The 17,151-nt window shown below is 73.9% G+C and carries 12 protein-coding genes and 2 pseudogenes; 8 read left to right on the top strand and 6 right to left on the bottom strand.

Annotated features, from left to right (window positions below):
* Positions 1-400, top strand: a 400-nt coding sequence (locus tag EAO76_RS19845) for a WYL domain-containing protein (protein ID WP_148837436.1), incomplete at its 5' end; no start/stop codon positions are given.
* Between the two features lie 217 nt (positions 401-617).
* Positions 618-2,261 (top strand): DNA repair helicase XPB, encoded by a 1,644-nt coding sequence (locus tag EAO76_RS19840; RefSeq protein WP_148837227.1) that lies wholly within the window; start codon positions 618-620, stop codon positions 2,259-2,261.
* Between the two features lie 449 nt (positions 2,262-2,710).
* On the opposite strand, the gene EAO76_RS19835 is transcribed toward EAO76_RS19840, so the two are convergent.
* Together EAO76_RS19835 and EAO76_RS19830 are read right to left on the bottom strand one after the other, a co-directional pair.
* Positions 2,711-2,902: a hypothetical protein gene (locus EAO76_RS19835; protein WP_148837226.1), complete on the bottom strand. Its 192-nt coding sequence runs from the start codon at positions 2,900-2,902 to the stop codon at positions 2,711-2,713.
* A gap of 437 nt (positions 2,903-3,339) precedes the next feature.
* On the bottom strand, positions 3,340-4,299 hold the full coding sequence (locus EAO76_RS19830; protein WP_148837435.1) for a threonine/serine dehydratase: 960 nt from the start codon (positions 4,297-4,299) through the stop codon (positions 3,340-3,342).
* 800 nt (positions 4,300-5,099) lie between these two features.
* On the opposite strand from EAO76_RS19830, the gene EAO76_RS19825 reads away from it, so the two are divergent.
* On the top strand, positions 5,100-7,232 hold the full coding sequence (locus EAO76_RS19825; protein WP_148837225.1) for a UvrD-helicase domain-containing protein: 2,133 nt from the start codon (positions 5,100-5,102) through the stop codon (positions 7,230-7,232).
* A 128-nt stretch (positions 7,233-7,360) separates the two neighbouring features.
* Here the strand turns inward: EAO76_RS19825 and EAO76_RS19820 are convergent, their stop codons facing one another.
* Positions 7,361-8,050: a copper homeostasis protein CutC gene (locus tag EAO76_RS19820; protein WP_148837224.1), complete on the bottom strand. Its 690-nt coding sequence runs from the start codon at positions 8,048-8,050 to the stop codon at positions 7,361-7,363.
* 248 nt (positions 8,051-8,298) lie between these two features.
* Here EAO76_RS19820 and EAO76_RS19815 point away from each other — a divergent pair.
* The 3 genes and pseudogenes from EAO76_RS19815 to EAO76_RS46365 all read left to right on the top strand — a co-directional run.
* Positions 8,299-9,591 (top strand): annotated as a pseudogene (locus EAO76_RS19815) (heavy metal translocating P-type ATPase); the annotation flags it as partial.
* 7 nt (positions 9,592-9,598) lie between these two features.
* Positions 9,599-10,885, top strand: a pseudogene (locus tag EAO76_RS19810) (heavy metal translocating P-type ATPase); the annotation flags it as partial.
* Between the two features lie 154 nt (positions 10,886-11,039).
* Positions 11,040-12,137, top strand: a complete 1,098-nt coding sequence (locus EAO76_RS46365) for a hypothetical protein (protein WP_262375597.1) — start codon at positions 11,040-11,042, stop codon at positions 12,135-12,137.
* A 108-nt stretch (positions 12,138-12,245) separates the two neighbouring features.
* Here the strand turns inward: EAO76_RS46365 and EAO76_RS19795 are convergent, their stop codons facing one another.
* The 3 genes from EAO76_RS19795 to EAO76_RS19785 form a co-directional block, all read right to left on the bottom strand.
* Positions 12,246-13,112, bottom strand: coding sequence for a biotin-dependent carboxyltransferase family protein (locus EAO76_RS19795; RefSeq protein ID WP_148837433.1), 867 nt, complete (start codon positions 13,110-13,112; stop codon positions 12,246-12,248).
* A gap of 56 nt (positions 13,113-13,168) precedes the next feature.
* Positions 13,169-13,873 (bottom strand): allophanate hydrolase subunit 1, encoded by a 705-nt coding sequence (locus EAO76_RS19790; RefSeq protein ID WP_148837432.1) that lies wholly within the window; start codon positions 13,871-13,873, stop codon positions 13,169-13,171.
* Between the two features lie 122 nt (positions 13,874-13,995).
* Complete coding sequence (locus EAO76_RS19785; RefSeq protein WP_148837431.1) at positions 13,996-14,745, bottom strand: LamB/YcsF family protein; 750 nt, start codon at positions 14,743-14,745, stop codon at positions 13,996-13,998.
* 229 nt (positions 14,746-14,974) lie between these two features.
* Here EAO76_RS19785 and EAO76_RS19780 point away from each other — a divergent pair, with 229 nt between their 5' ends.
* Both EAO76_RS19780 and EAO76_RS19775 read left to right on the top strand, forming a co-directional pair.
* Positions 14,975-15,658 (top strand): hypothetical protein, encoded by a 684-nt coding sequence (locus EAO76_RS19780; RefSeq protein WP_148837223.1) that lies wholly within the window; start codon positions 14,975-14,977, stop codon positions 15,656-15,658.
* 164 nt (positions 15,659-15,822) lie between these two features.
* The gene (locus EAO76_RS19775; protein WP_148837430.1) at positions 15,823-17,058 is read left to right on the top strand and encodes a Cmx/CmrA family chloramphenicol efflux MFS transporter; all 1,236 of its coding nucleotides are present in this window, start codon (positions 15,823-15,825) and stop codon (positions 17,056-17,058) included.
* Positions 17,059-17,151: the final 93 nt, after the last annotated feature.

Below are 17,151 nucleotides of genomic sequence, written 5' to 3'. Positions count from 1 at the left end.
CCTCAGACCCGAGGACCCCGTCCCCGAGGGCCCGCCGGTACCGGACGGCACCCTGCTCGGCGCGGCGGTCCGGGCGATCCGCGCCGGGGACACCGCCGCCACGGTGGCCCGCAAGGACACCGCCGGAACCTCCGACGCCCCCGCCGCCCCGCCCGGCTCGCTGCCCCGTACGACCTCCGCCGAGACCCTGGCCACCGTCCAGGCCGCGGCCCTGACCGGTTCGGCGCTCTGGATCGGCTACGTCAACGCGGACGGCGCGGCCAGCCAACGCGTCATCGCCCCGGTCCGGGTCGAGGGCGGCTTCGTCACGGCGTACGACCACACGGCGGACGAGATCCGCACGTACCCCCTGCACCGGATCACCGGCGTCGCCGAACTCGCCGACGACGCCACGACCTGAGCAACGGTCCGGGCACCGACCCGGTACCGGCATGAGCACCGGCCCGAGCACCGGGACCGGTCGGCGGCCGTGGCGTCCTCGACGCCTCAGCCCTTCCGGCCGGTCCCGTGCGCGACGACACACGCGCCATGTCCCCTTCATGCGGCACACTGGACGTTTGGCCGTTGCCGGTCGTCCCGGCTGTTCCCGGCCGTCCCCGCAGCAGAAAGGGCCGCGCGTGACCGGACCTCTCATCGTCCAGAGCGACAAGACACTGCTTCTCGAAGTCGATCACGACCAGGCCGACGCCTGCCGTCGTGCCATCGCGCCCTTCGCCGAACTGGAGCGCGCGCCCGAGCACATCCACACCTACCGGCTGACCCCGCTCGGGCTGTGGAACGCACGGGCCGCCGGGCACGACGCCGAGCAGGTGGTCGACGCGCTCGTGCAGTACTCGCGGTATCCCGTTCCGCACGCGCTGCTCGTCGACATCGCCGAGACGATGGCCAGGTACGGCCGCCTCACGCTCTCCAAGCATCCGGTGCACGGCCTGGTGCTGACCTCCACCGACCGGCCCGTGCTGGAGGAGGTGCTGCGCTCGAAGAAGGTGCAGCCGCTGGTCGGGGCGCGGATCGACGCGGACACCGTGGCCGTGCACCCGTCCGAGCGCGGGCAGATCAAGCAGACCCTGCTGAAGCTGGGCTGGCCCGCCGAGGACCTCGCCGGTTACGTGGACGGCGAGGCGCACCGCATCGACCTGGTCGAGGACGGCTGGACGCTGCGCCCGTACCAGAAGCAGGCCGTCGAGGGGTTCTGGCACGGCGGTTCGGGTGTGGTCGTGCTGCCCTGCGGCGCAGGAAAAACGCTGGTCGGGGCCGGTGCGATGGACCGGGCCAAGGCGACCACGCTGATCCTGGTGACCAACACCGTCTCGGCCCGGCAGTGGAAGCACGAGCTGGTGAAGCGGACCTCGCTGACCGAGGACGAGATCGGCGAGTACAGCGGCACCCGCAAGGAGATCCGGCCGGTCACCATCGCCACGTACCAGGTGCTGACGACGCGCCGGAAGGGCGTCTACCCGCACCTGGAGCTGTTCGACTCGCGGGACTGGGGGCTGGTGATCTACGACGAGGTGCACCTGCTGCCCGCGCCCGTCTTCAAGTTCACCGCCGACCTCCAGGCCCGGCGGCGCCTCGGCCTCACCGCGACGCTGGTGCGCGAGGACGGCCGGGAGTCGGACGTCTTCTCCCTGATCGGGCCCAAGCGGTTCGACGCCCCGTGGAAGGAGATCGAGGCGCAGGGCTACATCGCGCCGGCCGACTGCGTCGAGGTGCGGGTCAATCTGACGGACTCGGAGCGCCTCGCGTACGCGACCGCCGAGGCCGAGGAGAAGTACCGGTTCTGTGCGACGACCGCGACGAAGCGGAAGGTGACGGAGGCCCTGGTGCGCAGGCACCGGGGCGAGCAGACCCTGGTCATCGGGCAGTACATCGACCAGCTCGACGAGCTGGGCGAACACCTGGACGCCCCGGTGATCAAGGGCGAGACGAGCAACGCCCAGCGCGAGAAGCTCTTCGACGCCTTCCGGCGGGGCGAGCTCAACGTCCTGGTGGTGTCGAAGGTCGCGAACTTCTCCATCGACCTGCCGGAGGCCACCGTCGCCATCCAGGTGTCGGGGACGTTCGGCTCGCGCCAGGAGGAGGCGCAGCGGCTCGGCCGGGTGCTGCGGCCGAAGGCCGACGGGCACGAGGCGCGGTTCTACTCGGTGGTCGCCCGCGACACGATCGACCAGGACTTCGCGGCGCACCGCCAGCGGTTCCTGGCCGAGCAGGGGTACGCGTACCGGATCGTCGACGCGGACGAGCTGCTGTCCGAGAGCTGAGGCGGTGACCGGCGCATGGGGAAACTCCTCGTGCGCCGGTCGGCTGCCGAGCACGAGCAGGGGCAGCAGGTCCGCCAGGATCACCGCGTGGGAGAGGATCGCCGCGCCCATGGTGGTGATGAGGGGAGCGATCCAGCCGTCGAGGCGGATGGGGCCCTCGGGGACGGGGTCCTCGGGTCTGAGGTGCGCGGAGTCGGGACCCGTGAGGTCGGGACCTGCGGAGTCGGGATGCGCGGGGTCGGTCGGCGCTTCTTCGTGCGGTGCGTTGTCGGGTGGTGCTTCTTCGGATGGCGTGGGATTCGTCATGGTGGGCTCAGCAGCCGAGCGCCACGAACAGGACCGGGCCGTCAGTCATGACGCGGACGCGGCGGTTCTCCATGCCTCCGTCCCACCGCGGGGTGGGCCGGACCGCTTCCGGTCCGATACTCGCAGCGGAGGGTTCCGCGCACTCAGCGGGAGCGGCGGCGTATGCCCGCCTCCTCGGCGTACTCGCCGAGCACGACCACGCCGAACGCGGCGCGGACGAAGACCTTGACGGCACGCACCGCGTCGCCGACGCGGTGGGTGCGGTGGTGACCGGTGGCCGCGGTCGCGCCGTGCGCGGGGCCGGTCCTGCGGGGGTTCAGGCTGACGGTGCTCATGTGTTCCATGGTCCTGCGCCGGGCCCCCGCGGGCATCGGCCCGCGGATTGAATCGACGCACGACCCGCGTAGACCTCCGGTCGCATGCCATCCCCTACGGGATGGACCCACAGGTGGACGGGTGGGTGGACCGGCAGATCGGGCGGGCTGCCGAGGAACGCCGGAAAGTACCGGGGAACGCCGGAAAACGCCGGGAAACACCGGGCCCGCGGGGCAGTCGGGGAGAGGTCGGGGGTACTCAGGGAAGGGTCAGGGGCGGCCGGAGAACGACCGGGGAAAGCCGGGGGCGGCACGGGCAGCCCCCGGACCGCATGCGGAACGGTCCCGGACCGGTCCGCATACGGTCCCGGAGCGCATGCGGAACGGAGGCGCGTACGGCGTACGGGCCCGCACGCCTCGCATGTCGGCCCCGCACGCCTCCCTGTCGGCCCCGCGTCTCAGCGCAGTCCGAAGCGGTCGGCCCAGGCGGCCATGTCGGCGGTCGTCGCGTTGCCGCCGCAGACCACCAGGCCCAGCCTGGCGTCCTCGCCGACGCGCTCCAGCACCCGGTGCGCCGCGGGCAGCAGGCATCCGGCGGCCGGCTCGGCCCAGACCTTCGCGTGGTCGGCCAGGTCGAGGGTGCCCCGCACGGCCTCCGCGTCGCTCACCGTGAGTACGTCGGTGACCAGCGCCGAGACATGCTCGTAGGTGAGTCGTGCGGCGCTGGGGGCGCTCAGCGTCGAGACGATCGAGGACAGTTCGACCGGCACCGGCCCACCGGAGGCCAGGGCCTCCGACATCGCCCGCGCACCCTCGGTCTCCACGCCCCAGATCCGTACACCGGGGCGGCGCGCGTGCAGCGCGGCGGCGACCCCGGAGATCAGCCCTCCGCCGCCGATGCTGACGAGTACGTCGGTCAGCTCCCCGGCGTCCTCCGCCATCTCCAGGCCGACGGTGCCCTGGGCGGCGATGACGACGGGGTCGTCGAAGGGGTGGACCGGGGTGAGCCCCTTGGCCCGGAACTCCTCCACGAGGGCGAACGCACCGTCCATGGTGTCGGCGAGGACGACGTTCGCCCCGGCGGCCTCGGCGACGGCCACGGCCCGGCCCGGGGCGGACCGCGGCATGACGACGGTCGCCCGGATGCCCAACGCGCCGGCCATGACCGCGGTCGCGATGCCGTGGTTGCCGCCGCTCACCGCCACGACACCGGCGGCGCGCTCGGCTTCGCCGAGCGCGAGCAGCTTCGCCGTCGCGCCACGTGCCTTGAAGGAGCCGGTGCGCTGGAGGAGTTCCAGTTTCACGGTGACCCGTGCGTCCAGGAAGGCGGAAAGTCCGGGACTCGGCACCGTCGGGGTCCGTACGACGTGCCCCGCGATCCGCTCGGCTGCGGCTTCCACCTCTGCGACAGTGATCAGCACCTTCGCTCCCCCTCACCCGATCCGGGCCGCGACGACCGGGGCCGTGTCGTCCGTGGCGGAGGGACGGCGCCCACGCGGCACCGGCTCCACGCACGACGGGACCGATCGGGCGGCGGTTCGATCACCCTACGCCGCACGCGTCCCGGTCGACACGGCCCCGTGGGACCCGCCGGGCGGCGGCGAACGGGCGACGGTCCGGCGAAGGGCCCTGACGCCCCGGGTCGGCGAGGCATCGGGTGGGCACGGGGCGACTCCGGGAAGAAAGGACGGTGCCGACGCGGCATTCGCGTCACCCCAACTCTCGTTCCGCGCCGGGTCGTCGGCCGTCGGTGACCGCCCCGGGACAACCCGGAGAACGCCCTGCTCCCCGTCGCCCACCACCGCCCTTGTCCGAGGCGAGTCGCCCCGTGCCCACCCGATGCCTCGCCGACCCGGGGCGTCAGGGCCCTTCGCCGGACCGTCGCCCGTTCGCCCCCGCCCGGGGAAGCGGCGGCGGGCCCGACGGCCGCGGGGAGGAGTGCCGCCCCCGGGCGACACGCGTTGGCCCGAACCCGGCTCGGTGGATACAATCGCCGGTCTGCCCGCCTCCCGCACCGTGGTACCGGCGGCCCGTGAGGGGCCGTTCCGGCAGCCGGGGGAGCGCCGCCGACCGGACGGAAACCGGCCGGCAGCCGTGCGCACACCCGCTGTGCGCACCCGTGATCGATTCCCGAGCGGACCGCATCACACCGTTCCCGAGCACTGCCCGGGGCGGGGTGCGGTCCGCCGTCCTGCGTCGAAAAGCCGGAGGCAACACCGTGCCCGCGCACGAACTCGAAAGCGACACCACCGATCCCCTGGCTCGCGAACGCGCCCATCTCGCCGCGTCCCGCTCCGCACTGCGCGCCATGCGCGAGGACGCCCAGGCCCTCGACATCCGCGACGTCACCGCGAACTGGGTCAACGCGGCCGTCCTGCAGGCCCAGATCGACGAGCGCATCAAGTCGCTCGCCGACCTCTCCCACACCCCGCTCTTCTTCGGGCGCCTGGACTATCTGCACCGGGTCGGCGACGACTTGGCCGAGGGGGCGTCGGAAGGGGCGGCGCGCAGCGCCTCGGACAAGGGCGGTGGTGGGCGACGGGAGGACCAGTTCTACATCGGGCGGCGCCACGTCCACGACGCCGACGGCGACCCGATGGTCATCGACTGGCGCGCGCCGGTCTCGCAGCCGTTCTACCGGGCCTCCCGGAAGGACCCGCAGGACGTCGGGCAGCGCCGCCGCTTCGGCTACACCGGCGGCGAGCTGACCGCGTACGAGGACGAGCACCTCACCGACCCCTCGGAGGCCGAGCAGACCAGCAAGCTCCTCCAGGCGGAGATCGAGCGGCCGCGCGTCGGCCCGATGCGGGACATCGTCGCGACGATCCAGCCCGAGCAGGACGAGATCGTCCGCAGCGGGCTCGGCGGGACGGTGTGCGTGCAGGGCGGCCCCGGTACCGGGAAGACGGCCGTCGGCCTGCACCGGGTCGCGTACCTGCTGTACGCGCACCGCGAGCGGCTGGCCCGTACCGGCACGCTGGTCATCGGGCCGAACCGGTCGTTCCTGCACTACATCGAGCAGGTGCTGCCCGCGCTCGGCGAGCTGGAGGTGAAGCAGGCGACCGTCGACGACCTGGTGGCGACGGCGGGCGTCGAGGTGCGCGGCACGGACCCGGCGGACGCCGCCGTCGTCAAGGGCGACGCCAGGATGGCCGAGGTGCTGCGGCGGGCGGTCCGTTCGCACGTGACGCCGCCGACGGAGCCGGTCGTGGTCGTGCGCGGCTCGCGGCGCTGGCGGATTCCGGCGTACGAGCTGGAGGAGATCGTGAACGAGCTCCTGGCCCGCGACATGCGCTACGGGGCCGCCCACGAGGCGCTTCCGCAGCGCATCGCGCACGCCGTCCTGGTCCGGATGGAGGAGGCGGGCGAGGCTCCCGACGACCGGGTGCAGAACGCGGTGGCCCGCAACCCCGCGGTGAAGGCGGCCGTGAAGGCGATCTGGCCGGTCGTCGACCCCGCCAAGCTGGTGCTGCGGCTGCTGTCGGACGCGGAGTTCCTGGCCGCCCACGCGGAGGGGCTGCTCGACGAGGACGAGCAGAAGACGATCCTGTGGGCGAAGCCCGCCCGGAGCGTGAAGTCCGCGAAGTGGTCGGCGGCGGACGCGGTGCTGATCGACGAGGCGGGCGACCTGGTGGCGCGCACGCACTCGCTCGGCCACGTCGTGCTCGACGAGGCGCAGGACCTGTCCCCCATGCAGTACCGGGCGGTGGGCCGGCGCTGCACGACCGGTTCGGCGACGGTGCTCGGCGACCTCGCGCAGGGCACCACGCCGTGGTCGACGGAGAGCTGGGCACAGGCGCTGCACCACCTCGGCAAGCCGGACGCGGTGGTGGAGGAGCTGACGGCGGGCTTCCGCGTGCCGCGCGAGGTGATCGCGTACGCGTCGCGACTGCTGCCGATGATCTCGCCGGGTCTGGCGGCGGTGGAGTCGGTGCGCGAGTCGCCGGGTTCGCTGGAGGTGCGGCGGGTGGCCGGTCCGGCGGAGCTGGACGCGGCGGTGCTCGCGGAGTGCGAGGCGTCGCTGACCCGGGAGGGGTCGATCGGCCTGATCGCGGCCGACGCCCGGATTCCGGTACTGGCCGAGGCCCTGACCGCGGCGGGGCACACGTACCTCTCCCCGGGCGAGGAGACGAGCGCCGAGTCCCGGCTGACGCTGGTACCGGCCTCGCTCGCGAAGGGCCTGGAGTACGACTACGTGGTGCTGGACGAGCCGTCCGCGGTGGTGGACGGGGAGCCGGACGAGCGCACGGGGCTGCGCCGGCTGTACGTGGCTCTGACGCGTGCGGTGTCGGGGCTGACCGTGGTCCACTCGGCGGAACTGCCGGACCAGCTGGCGACACCGGGAATCTGAGGGGTACGGGCCGGGAGGCTTGAGGCATCCGCCCTCCGTACCTCCGGCCCCCCCGCCGCCCGCCGTGCACATCGGCGGCGGCCGTGCACATCGGCGGCGCGGCCCGCCCCGTCACGCCTCCGGCACGGTTACGCGTCCAGCACCGTGCGCCACTCCCGTACCGCCGCCGCGTCCACCGGGCCGGACCAGCCGTGCGGGCGGGCCGCGCCGCCGATGTGCACGGCGTCGATGCCCGCGGCCAGCAGCTCCGGCAGGTGCTCCAGGCGCAGGCCGCCGCCCACCAGGATCTGCGGCTCGTACCCGGCCTCGCCCTGGCGCGCCGCCTCGACCAGCAGGGTCGGGATGCCGTCGTCGACGCCCTTCGCCGAACCGGCGGTGAGGTAGGTGTCCAGGCCGGGCAGGTCGGCCAGCTGCTTGCGCAGGGCGTCCCGGTCGGCGGCCCGGTCGATCGCCCGGTGGAAGGTCCACCGGCAGCCGTCCAGTTCGGCGACCAGACGCTCGACGGCGACCAGGTCCGGGTTCCCCTCCTCGTCGAGGAAGCCGAACACGAACTCCTCGGCGCCCGCCTCCCGCAGCTCGCGGGCCCTGGCCACCAGCTCCTCGACGTCACCGGCCGCGAAGCCGTCCGCCAGCCTGAGCATCACCCGCAGCGGGATGTCCACGGCCGCCCGGATCTCCGCGAAGGTCGCACGGGACGGGGTCAGGCCGTCCGCCGCCATGTCAGTGACCAGCTCCAGCCGGTCCGCACCACCCGACTGGGCCGCGACCGCGTCCTCCGCGTCGAGAGCGATCACCTCCAGGACTGCACGGTTGCTCATGGGATCCCAATCCTCCAGGAAGCGGCAATAGGTCTAGTCCAATGACCAGCCTACGGGCCGGTACACCGACTGCGCAGCTCAACGCCAGGTGAAGATACGTGAGGTCAGACGCACCTCGGGCGGCCGGACGCGCACACTCCGGGCCCCGGTGACATTTCCACCCTTGCAATTCATAGGGGTGGGGGGTATACATGAGTCAGCAATGCATACCCCCTAGGGGTATCAAGGTCTCCGCCAGGGAGGACATCGTGTCCGCGCACACCGCCACACCCGGCCCCGGTACCGGCACCGGGACAACCACCGGCACCACCGCAGAGGTCGAGCTCGCGATCGGCGGCATGACGTGCGCCTCCTGCGCGGCTCGCATCGAGAAGAAGCTCAACCGGATGGACGGTGTCGAGGCCACCGTCAATTACGCCACCGAGAAGGCGAAGGTCAGCTACCGGGGTGAGGACATCTCCGTACAGGACCTGATCGCCACCGTCGAGAAGACCGGTTACACCGCGCACGAGCCCGCGCCGCCGGCCCGCACCGGGGACGACGCCCCGGGGGCCGCCGCCGGGGACGACGGGGCCGAGGAGCTGCGCCCGCTGCGGCAGCGGCTGCTCACCGCCGTCGCGCTCGCCGCGCCGGTGATCGCGATGTCGATGATCCCGGCGCTCCAGTTCGACTACTGGCAGTGGCTCTCGCTGACCCTGACGGCCCCGGTCGTCACGTACGCCGCGTGGCCGTTCCACAAGGCCGCGTTCACCAACGCCCGGCACGGCGCGGCGACGATGGACACGCTGATCTCGGTCGGCACCACGGCCGCGTTCCTCTGGTCGCTGTGGGCGCTGTTCTTCGGCACCGCGGGCATGGTCGGCATGACGCACCCCTTCGAGCTGACCATCGGCCGGAGCGACGGCGCGGGCAACATCTACCTGGAGGCCGCCGCCGGCGTCACCGCCTTTATCCTGGCCGGCCGCTACTTCGAGGCCCGCTCCAAGCGGAAGGCGGGCGCGGCCCTCAAGGCGCTGCTCGAACTCGGCGCCAAGGAGGTCACCGTGGTGCGCGGTGGCCGCGAGGTGACCGTGCCGACGGCCGAACTCCAGGTCGGTGACCGGTTCCTGGTCCGTCCCGGCGAGAAGATCGCCACCGACGGCACCGTCGTCGAGGGCGCCTCGGCCGTGGACGCGTCGATGCTGACCGGTGAGTCCGTGCCCGTGGAGGTCGGCGTCGGGGACTCCGTCACCGGGGCGACCCTCAACGCGGGCGGCCGACTCGTCGTCGAGGCCACCCGGGTCGGTGCCGACACCCAGCTGGCCCGGATGGCGAAACTCGTCGAGGACGCCCAGAACGGCAAGGCCGCCGCCCAGCGCCTCGCCGACCGGATCTCCGCCGTCTTCGTCCCCGTCGTCATCGCGCTCGCCCTCGGCACGCTCGGCTTCTGGCTCGGCAACGGTTCGGGTCTGACCGCGGCGTTCACCGCGGCCGTGGCCGTACTGATCATCGCCTGCCCCTGCGCCCTGGGCCTGGCCACCCCCACCGCCCTCATGGTCGGCACCGGCCGAGGCCACCCGGGTCGGTGCCGACACCCAGCTGGCCCGGATGGCGAAACTCGTCGAGGACGCCCAGAACGGCAAGGCCGCCGCCCAGCGCCTCGCCGACCGGATCTCCGCCGTCTTCGTCCCCGTCGTCATCGCGCTCGCCCTCGGCACGCTCGGCTTCTGGCTCGGCAACGGTTCGGGTCTGACCGCGGCGTTCACCGCGGCCGTGGCCGTACTGATCATCGCCTGCCCCTGCGCCCTGGGCCTGGCCACCCCCACCGCCCTCATGGTCGGCACCGGCCGCGGCGCCCAGCTCGGCATCCTCATCAAGGGKCCCGAGGTCCTGGAGACCACCCGCCGCGTCGACACCATCGTCCTCGACAAGACCGGCACCGTCACCACCGGCCGCATGACCCTCCTCACCGTCCACACCGCCGACGACACCACCGAGAACGACGTCCTGCGCCTCGCCGGAGCCCTGGAGCACGCCTCCGAACACCCCATCGCCCAGGCCGTCGCCGCCGGAGCCGCCGAACGCACCGGCACCGCCCTGCCCACCCCCGAGGACTTCGCCAACATCGCCGGACTCGGCGTCCAGGGCATCGTCGAGGGCCACGCCGTCCTCGTCGGCCGCGAACAGCTCCTCGCCGAGTGGGAGATCCACCTGCCGGTGGAGCTGGCCCGCCGGAAGGCCGAGGCGGAGGCCGCGGGCCGGACGGCCATCGCGGTCGCCTGGGACGGCGAGGCGCGCGCGGTCCTGGAGGTGGCCGACGCGGTGAAGGACACCAGCGCGGAGGCCATCGCCCGGCTGCGGGCCCTCGGGCTCACCCCGATCCTGCTCACCGGCGACAACCGGGCGGTGGCCGAGGCGGTCGCGGCCGAGGTCGGCATCGACGAGGTGTACGCGGAGGTCATGCCGGAGGACAAGGTCGACGTCGTCAAGCGCCTCCAGGCCGAGGGCCGTTCGGTCGCCATGGTCGGCGACGGGGTCAACGACGCGGCCGCGCTCGCCCAGGCCGACCTGGGTCTGGCGATGGGCACCGGCACGGACGCCGCGATCGAGGCCGGCGACCTGACGCTGGTGCGCGGGGACCTGCGGGCCGCCGCGGACGCCATCCGGCTGTCGCGGAAGACCCTGGGGACCATCCGTACGAACCTGTTCTGGGCCTTCGCCTACAACGTGGCCGCCCTGCCGCTCGCCGCGGCCGGACTGCTCAACCCGATGATCGCGGGGGCCGCGATGGCCTTCTCCTCGGTCTTCGTGGTCGGCAACTCGCTGCGACTGAGGGGGTTCCGGGCCGCGTCGTAAACAACCGCAGGAACCATGCCGATCACACCGACCGCACGACCCGACGCGAGCTGCCGGGAGGCCCGTTGGCCTCCCGGCAGCTCGCGTTGTCAGCGGCGGCGTCCGTCGTCGGTGGCGGCGCCCGTTGTCAGTGGCGGTGTCTATCGTCTTCGGCATGACGAGTTGGATGCACGGTTCCTTTCCCGGCCACGAGGTGAACATCGTCTTCTCCCGCGGCCTGTCGCCCGACGCGCTCACCGCCGGCCTGCGCGAGCTGCGGCGCGAACCGCTCGCCCACGGCGAGGCGAACGGGTGGGCCTGGGCGGTGCACGACATGCTCAACGACGAGATCGAGGACTACGACGGCGTCGACTACCGGCAGGTCTGCCCGCAGGGCACGGAGCTCGTGGTCTTCGTGACCGAGCCGTGCAGCGCGAAGGCGCACGGGCCCGAATTCGACTACTACCGCGACGGCCGGCTGGTCCTCGGCTTCAGTTTCGAGAACATCGGGCAGCGGGTCGGCGAGAATCCCGACCACCTGTCCGCCGAGCTGCTCGCCGCCGGACTCATAGGCCCCGGCGCGTACTGCGAGGCCTCGGACACCGACGACGGTCACGACTGCTTCGACCACCACTACGACGACGAGGACCGGCTCGTGCGGGCGATCGCCGACGCCTTCGGCCTCCCCTCGCCCCCGCTCGCCCGGGAGGTGGTGCGGGAGCGGGGCGCCCCGATCGCCCCCGGCACCTTCGTCACCTACGCCAAGGGCCTGGACCTGCCCACGCTGACCACCGTCCTCGCCGAGGCGGGGTACCCGGCCCGCACGCGGGGCGAATCGGCCGGCTGGTCCTGGGCGACGCACGACGCGGCCGACCTGCCGGGGCGGGGAACGGCCGTGGCGGACCTGGCCCGTGACATCACCGGGTTCCGCTACGAGGAACGCTTCGGCGGGCCCGGCCGGGTGGAGACGGTGTTCCTGGCCACCACGCCCGCGTGCGAGTGCCCGCACGGGCAGAACTACATGGTCCCGCACTGCCCCGACCACCCCTTCCAGTTCCTGCACTGCCGGGGCGGGTTCGAGCGGTCGTACTTCAACGTCGGCCGGCGCCGCGAGTCGCGGCGCAGCGGCGACCTGCTGCTGCGGGAACTGCTGGACGCCGGGATAGTCGGCCGGCACACCCCGGCGTACGACGCCGACCCCGGCTTCAACGCCGACGGTGCCGTGACGATGCGGATCGTCATGGACCACTTCGGGCTGCCCGCCCCGTCGTGACGGCTGCGGCCCTCCCGGGCCGCGCGGACGTGACGGGCCGCCCACGGACGTGACGGACGCCGCGGCTCTTCCGGGCCGCACACCGCACGAACGCGCCGGGCGGGCGGATCACCTCCCGCCGGGCACGAACCGCACCCGGGTCCCGGGCACGGCCTGCGCCGCGCCCGCGAGCGCGGCCTCGTCCACGACGCCGACGACGGGGTAACCGCCGGTCGTCGGATGGTCGTTGAGGAACACCACCGGGCGCCCGTCCGGCGGTACCTGGACGGCACCGAGCACCATCCCCTCGCTGGGCAGTTCGCCCGAGCGGGCCCGCTCCAGGGCCGGGCCCTCCGTGCGCAGCCCGATCCGGTTGCTGTGCGGCGAGACCCGGTACACGGCCGTGGTGAGCGTGCGCAGCGCGTCGTCGGTGAACCAGGCGTGGCGGGGGCCGAGGGACAGCGGCAGGACGAGTTCGGCGGGCGCGGCCGGCCAGGGCACGGCGTCGGCGCCCCGGGGGACCGCCGGGGCCCGTCCCAGCGGGAGCACGTCGCCGTCGCGCAGGGGGGCCGGGCCCAGCCCGGAGAGCAGGTCGGCCGACCTGCTGCCCAGCACGGGTTCCGGCAACAGGCCGCCGCCGAACGCCAGATAGCCGCGCAGGCCCTGCGCCGCGGGGCCCGCTTCGAGCACCGCGCCCGCCGGTACGCGCACGGGCGCGCCCCAGGCCGCGGGCCGCCCGTCGACCGTGACCCGGCAGGGCGCCCCGCCGACGACGACGAGCACGGGCCGGTCCGGGCGGACCGCGCAGCCGTCGACGGTCGTCTCCAGCAGGGCCGCGTCCGGCCCGTTCCCGACGAGCCGGTTGGCGAGGCGGGCGGCGGGGGCGTCCAGGGCGCCCGAACGCGGCACCCCGAGATGCGCCCGGCCGACGCGGCCGGTGTCCTGAACGGTGGTCAGGGCCCCGGCCCGGACCACCCGGACGGTGCCGAACCGGATGGGCCCCGCCCGTCCCGGTCCCACGGGCCCGCCCCGGTCCGGCCCTGCGGCCCCGGTCACGGCCCTGCCTCCGTCGCGACGAACCGCACCCGGGCCCCGGGGCTCAGCAGCGCGGCCGGTTCCCGGGCCGGGTCCCACAGCGCGCCCGGCCCGTGCATCCGCCCGACGATCTGCCAGCCGCCGGGCGAGGGGCGCGGATACACCCCGGTGTACGCCCCCGCGAGGGCCAGCGCACCGGCCGGGACCCGGGTGCGCGGGGTGGCGCGGCGCGGCACGTGCAACCGTTCGGGGAGGCCCGTGAGGTAGCCGAAGCCGGGGGCGAACCCGCAGAACGCCACCCGGAATTCGGTCCCCGCGTGGATGCGGGGCACATCGGCGGCGGCGACGCCCCAGGCCGCCGCGACGTCCGCGAGGTCCGGGCCGTCGTACACGACGGGTATCTCGACGACCGCGCCCGTGTCGCGGCGCGGCGGGGGCGTCCGCCAGGAGCGGAGTTCCCGGACGAGCCGCGCGCGGCCGTCCGGGGTGCGGTCGGCGATGCCGTCGAGGAGAACGGTGCGGGCGCCGGGCACGATCTCGCGCACGGCGGGCAGTTCACCGAGCGCGCGGCGCCGCAGCAGCTCGGCGTGGAACGCCTCGGCGTGCTCGCCGGACGACAGCTCGACGAGCAGCGCCCCGGGCCCGGCGGGAAGGACCTCGATGCCCGGGACGGCGTCCGCACGCGTGCCGGCGTCCGTGCACGTGCCGGCCTCCGTGTTCATGCCGGTGTCCGGGGGCGTGACGGTGTCCGCGTTCATGCCGGTGTCCGCAGGCGTGCTGGTGTCCACGTTCATGACGTCATCCACGTTCATGACGCCGTCCGTGTTCATGACGTCGTCCGCGCTCATGTGAACGCCCGTACGGTGACGCCCGCCGCCTCCAGTGCCGTCCTGACCCTGCGCGCCAGCGCCGCCGCGCCCGGGGTGTCGCCGTGCACGCACAGCGAGCGCGCCGCGACCGGTATCCGGCTGCCGTCCGCCCCGATGACGCCCCCGTCCAGCGCCATGCCGACGCTGCGCCGTACGACCTCGTCCCCGTCGTGCACCACCGCGCCGGGCTCGCCGCGCGGGACCAGCGTTCCTTGGGGCGTGTACGCGCGGTCGGCGAAGCCCTCCTCGACGGCGGCGAGGCCCGCGTCCCGGGCGCGGTCGAGCAGCCGCGACCCCGGGAGCCCGAGCACCGCCAGGTCGCCGCCGGCCAGCCGGACGCCCTCGATCACGGCCGCGGCCTGGTCGTCGTCCCACACGGCGCGGTTGTAGAGGGCGCCGTGCGGTTTGACGTACGAGACCCTGGACCCGGCCGCTTCGGCGAACACCCGCAGGGCGCCGATCTGGTAGGCGACCTCCGCGGCCAGTTCGGCGGGCGGCACGTCCATCGAGCGGCGCCCGAACCCGGCCAGGTCCCGGTACGCGACCTGGGCCCCGATCCGCACTCCCCCGGCCGCCGCCCTGTCGCAGACCCGCCGCATCACGGAGGCGTCGCCCGCGTGGAACCCGCAGGCCACATTGGCGCTGGTGACGCAGTCGAGCAACGCGTCGTCGTCGGTGAGGGTCCAGTGCCCGAACCCCTCACCGAGATCCGCGTTGAGATCCATCGGGGCCCTCGCCGGAGCCGCCACCGGAGCCTCCGTCGGGACCGGAGCCGGGGCCGTCCGGTTCGCCGGGTTCGTCAGATCCGTCACGGGCGCACGCTAGCGACTGCCCCACGGTCCGACAAGACCCGGCCCGGGGAGTGGGACGCCCGCACGCCCGCACGGCCCGGCGGCCGGATCACCGGCCGGATCACCGCCGGGCGGCCCGGTGTTCGCCGATAGGGTCGACCGCATGAGCGACAGTGCGCGTGCAGGCGATGCCCACGGGGCCGACGGCGTCGACGGCTCCCTCCGGGAGCGGTGGCGGGAGGTGCTCGTCCGCGCCCGGGGCGGGGCCGCCGCGCCCGATCCCGCGCCGTACGCCGACAACCTGCTGGCGCGCTGGGCCGAGCCGCAGCGGCGGTACCACACCACCGCGCACCTGGCCGCGGTGCTCGACCACGTCGACACCCTCGCCGGGCACGCGGCCGACCCGGACGCCGTACGCCTCGCCGCCTGGTTCCACGACGCGGTGTACCGGCCCGACCGGTCCGAGAACGAGGAACGCAGCGCGGCGCTCGCCGAACGCGCACTTCCGGAGGCCGGGGTGCCCGACGGGGTCACGGCCGAGGTGGCCCGCCTCGTACGCCTCACCGTCACCCACGACCCGGCCCCCGGCGACACCGACGGCGAGGTGCTGTGCGACGCGGACCTGGCGATCCTGGCGGCGGACCCGCAGCACTACGCGGCGTACACGGCACAGGTCCGCGAGGAGTACGGCTTCGTGCCCGACGACGCGTTCCGGGAGGGCCGGGCGACGGTGCTGCGCCAGCTGCTCGGACTGCCCCGGCTGTTCCGCACCCCGTACGGGGCGGACCGGTGGGAGCAGCTGGCCCGGCGGAACCTGCTGACCGAACTGGAACTGCTCGCCCGCTGACGGACGCGCACCGCCGGCAAAGGACCGGAAGACCAGAACACCGGGAGACCGGATACCCGGGACCGGGAAACAATGCCGCAACGTTGCCGATACGTCGGGAATGCGACGGCATGTGATCGCTGTTGGCAGCTGTCATGCCCGACTCTGCCGTCATCCGCTCCCGCATGCCTCTCGCCGTGTACGTCCTGGGGCTCTCGGTCTTCGCCCTGGGGACCAGTGAATTCATGCTCTCCGGACTGCTGCCGCCCATCGCCGACGACATGGACGTGTCGATACCCCGCGCCGGGCTCCTCATATCCGCCTTCGCGATCGGCATGGTGATCGGTGCCCCGCTGCTCGCCGTGGCCACGCTCCGGCTGCCGCGCCGCACCACTCTGATCACCCTGATCTCCGTCTTCGGCCTCGGCCAGGTCGCGGGCGCGCTCGCCCCGACGTACGAGGTGCTCTTCGTGTCCCGGGTGGTGAGCGCGTTCGCCTGTGCCGGGTTCTGGGCGGTGGGGGCGGCGGTCGCCATCGCGATGGTGCCGGTGAACGCGCGGGCCCGCGCCATGGCCGTGATGATCGGCGGACTGTCGATCGCCAACGTGCTGGGGGTGCCCCTGGGGGCGTTCCTCGGCGAGAACTTCGGCTGGCGGTCGGCGTTCTGGGCCGTGGGCGCGGCGTCCGCCGTGGCCCTGGTCGGGGTGACGACCCTGATCCCGCGCATTCCGCTGCCGGAGCAGCGCCCCCGCATCAGGCAGGAGCTGGGCATCTACCGCGACCGGCAGGTGTGGCTGTCGATCGTGGTCACGGCGCTCGCCGCGGGCGGTGTCTTCTGCGCGTTCAGCTACCTGGCCCCGCTGCTGACCGATGTCGCCGGTCTGGACTCGGGCTGGGTGCCGACGGTGCTCGCGCTGTTCGGGATCGGGGCGCTGGTCGGTACGACGATCGGCGGCCGGGTCGCGGACGCGCACCTCTTCGGGGTGCTGATGAGCGGGGTCGCGGCCTCGACGGTCCTCCTGGTCGCGCTGGCGCTGTTCGCCTCGTACCAGGTCGCCGCGGTCGGGCTCTCGTTCCTGCTGGGCCTGTCGTCGTTCTACACGGCCCCGGCGCTGAACGCCCGGATGTTCAACGTCGCGGGTGCCGCGCCGACGCTGGCCGGTGCGACGACCACCGCCGCGTTCAACCTGGGCAACACGGGCGGCCCCTGGCTGGGCGGTGCGGTGATCGACGCGGACTTCGGTTTCGCGGCGACCGCGTGGGCCGGTGCGGCGATGACGGTGGTGGCGCTGGCGGCCGTGGTGCTCTCGCTGCGGTTGCAGGGCGGCGGCAGGTCGCGCCGGGTGGCGGGGGCGCCCGCCGCGGCGTCGTCGGACGCGCCGGTGGAGGCGTGCGCGGACGCGAAGCCCTCGACCGCCTGAGCCACCGACCGCCCGACACCGTTCCCCCGCCCCCGGACCGCCATCAGGCCCCGGGGGCGGGGGAACGGTGTCGGGCGGTCGGTGGCTCAGGCG

The organism is Streptomyces sp. sk2.1, assembly GCF_008120935.1.
Lineage (GTDB): Bacteria > Actinomycetota > Actinomycetes > Streptomycetales > Streptomycetaceae > Streptomyces.
The sequence above is the reverse complement of the archived record's forward strand: the minus strand, read 5'-3'. Positions and strand labels throughout refer to the sequence as shown.

Bases quoted from the DNA above. Each gene is read 5' to 3' on its own strand.
- EAO76_RS19835 (WP_148837226.1), bottom strand. From the start codon at position 2,902: ATGAGCACCGTCAGCCTGAACCCCCGCAGGACCGGCCCCGCGCACGGC.
- EAO76_RS19820 (WP_148837224.1), bottom strand. From the start codon at position 8,050: ATGAGCAACCGTGCAGTCCTGGAGGTGATCGCTCTCGACGCGGAGGAC.
- EAO76_RS46365 (WP_262375597.1), top strand. From the start codon at position 11,040: ATGACGAGTTGGATGCACGGTTCCTTTCCCGGCCACGAGGTGAACATC.
- EAO76_RS19790 (WP_148837432.1), bottom strand. From the start codon at position 13,873: ATGAACACGGAGGCCGGCACGTGCACGGACGCCGGCACGCGTGCGGAC.
- EAO76_RS19785 (WP_148837431.1), bottom strand. From the start codon at position 14,745: ATGGATCTCAACGCGGATCTCGGTGAGGGGTTCGGGCACTGGACCCTC.
- EAO76_RS19780 (WP_148837223.1), top strand. From the start codon at position 14,975: ATGAGCGACAGTGCGCGTGCAGGCGATGCCCACGGGGCCGACGGCGTC.
- EAO76_RS19775 (WP_148837430.1), top strand. From the start codon at position 15,823: ATGCCTCTCGCCGTGTACGTCCTGGGGCTCTCGGTCTTCGCCCTGGGG.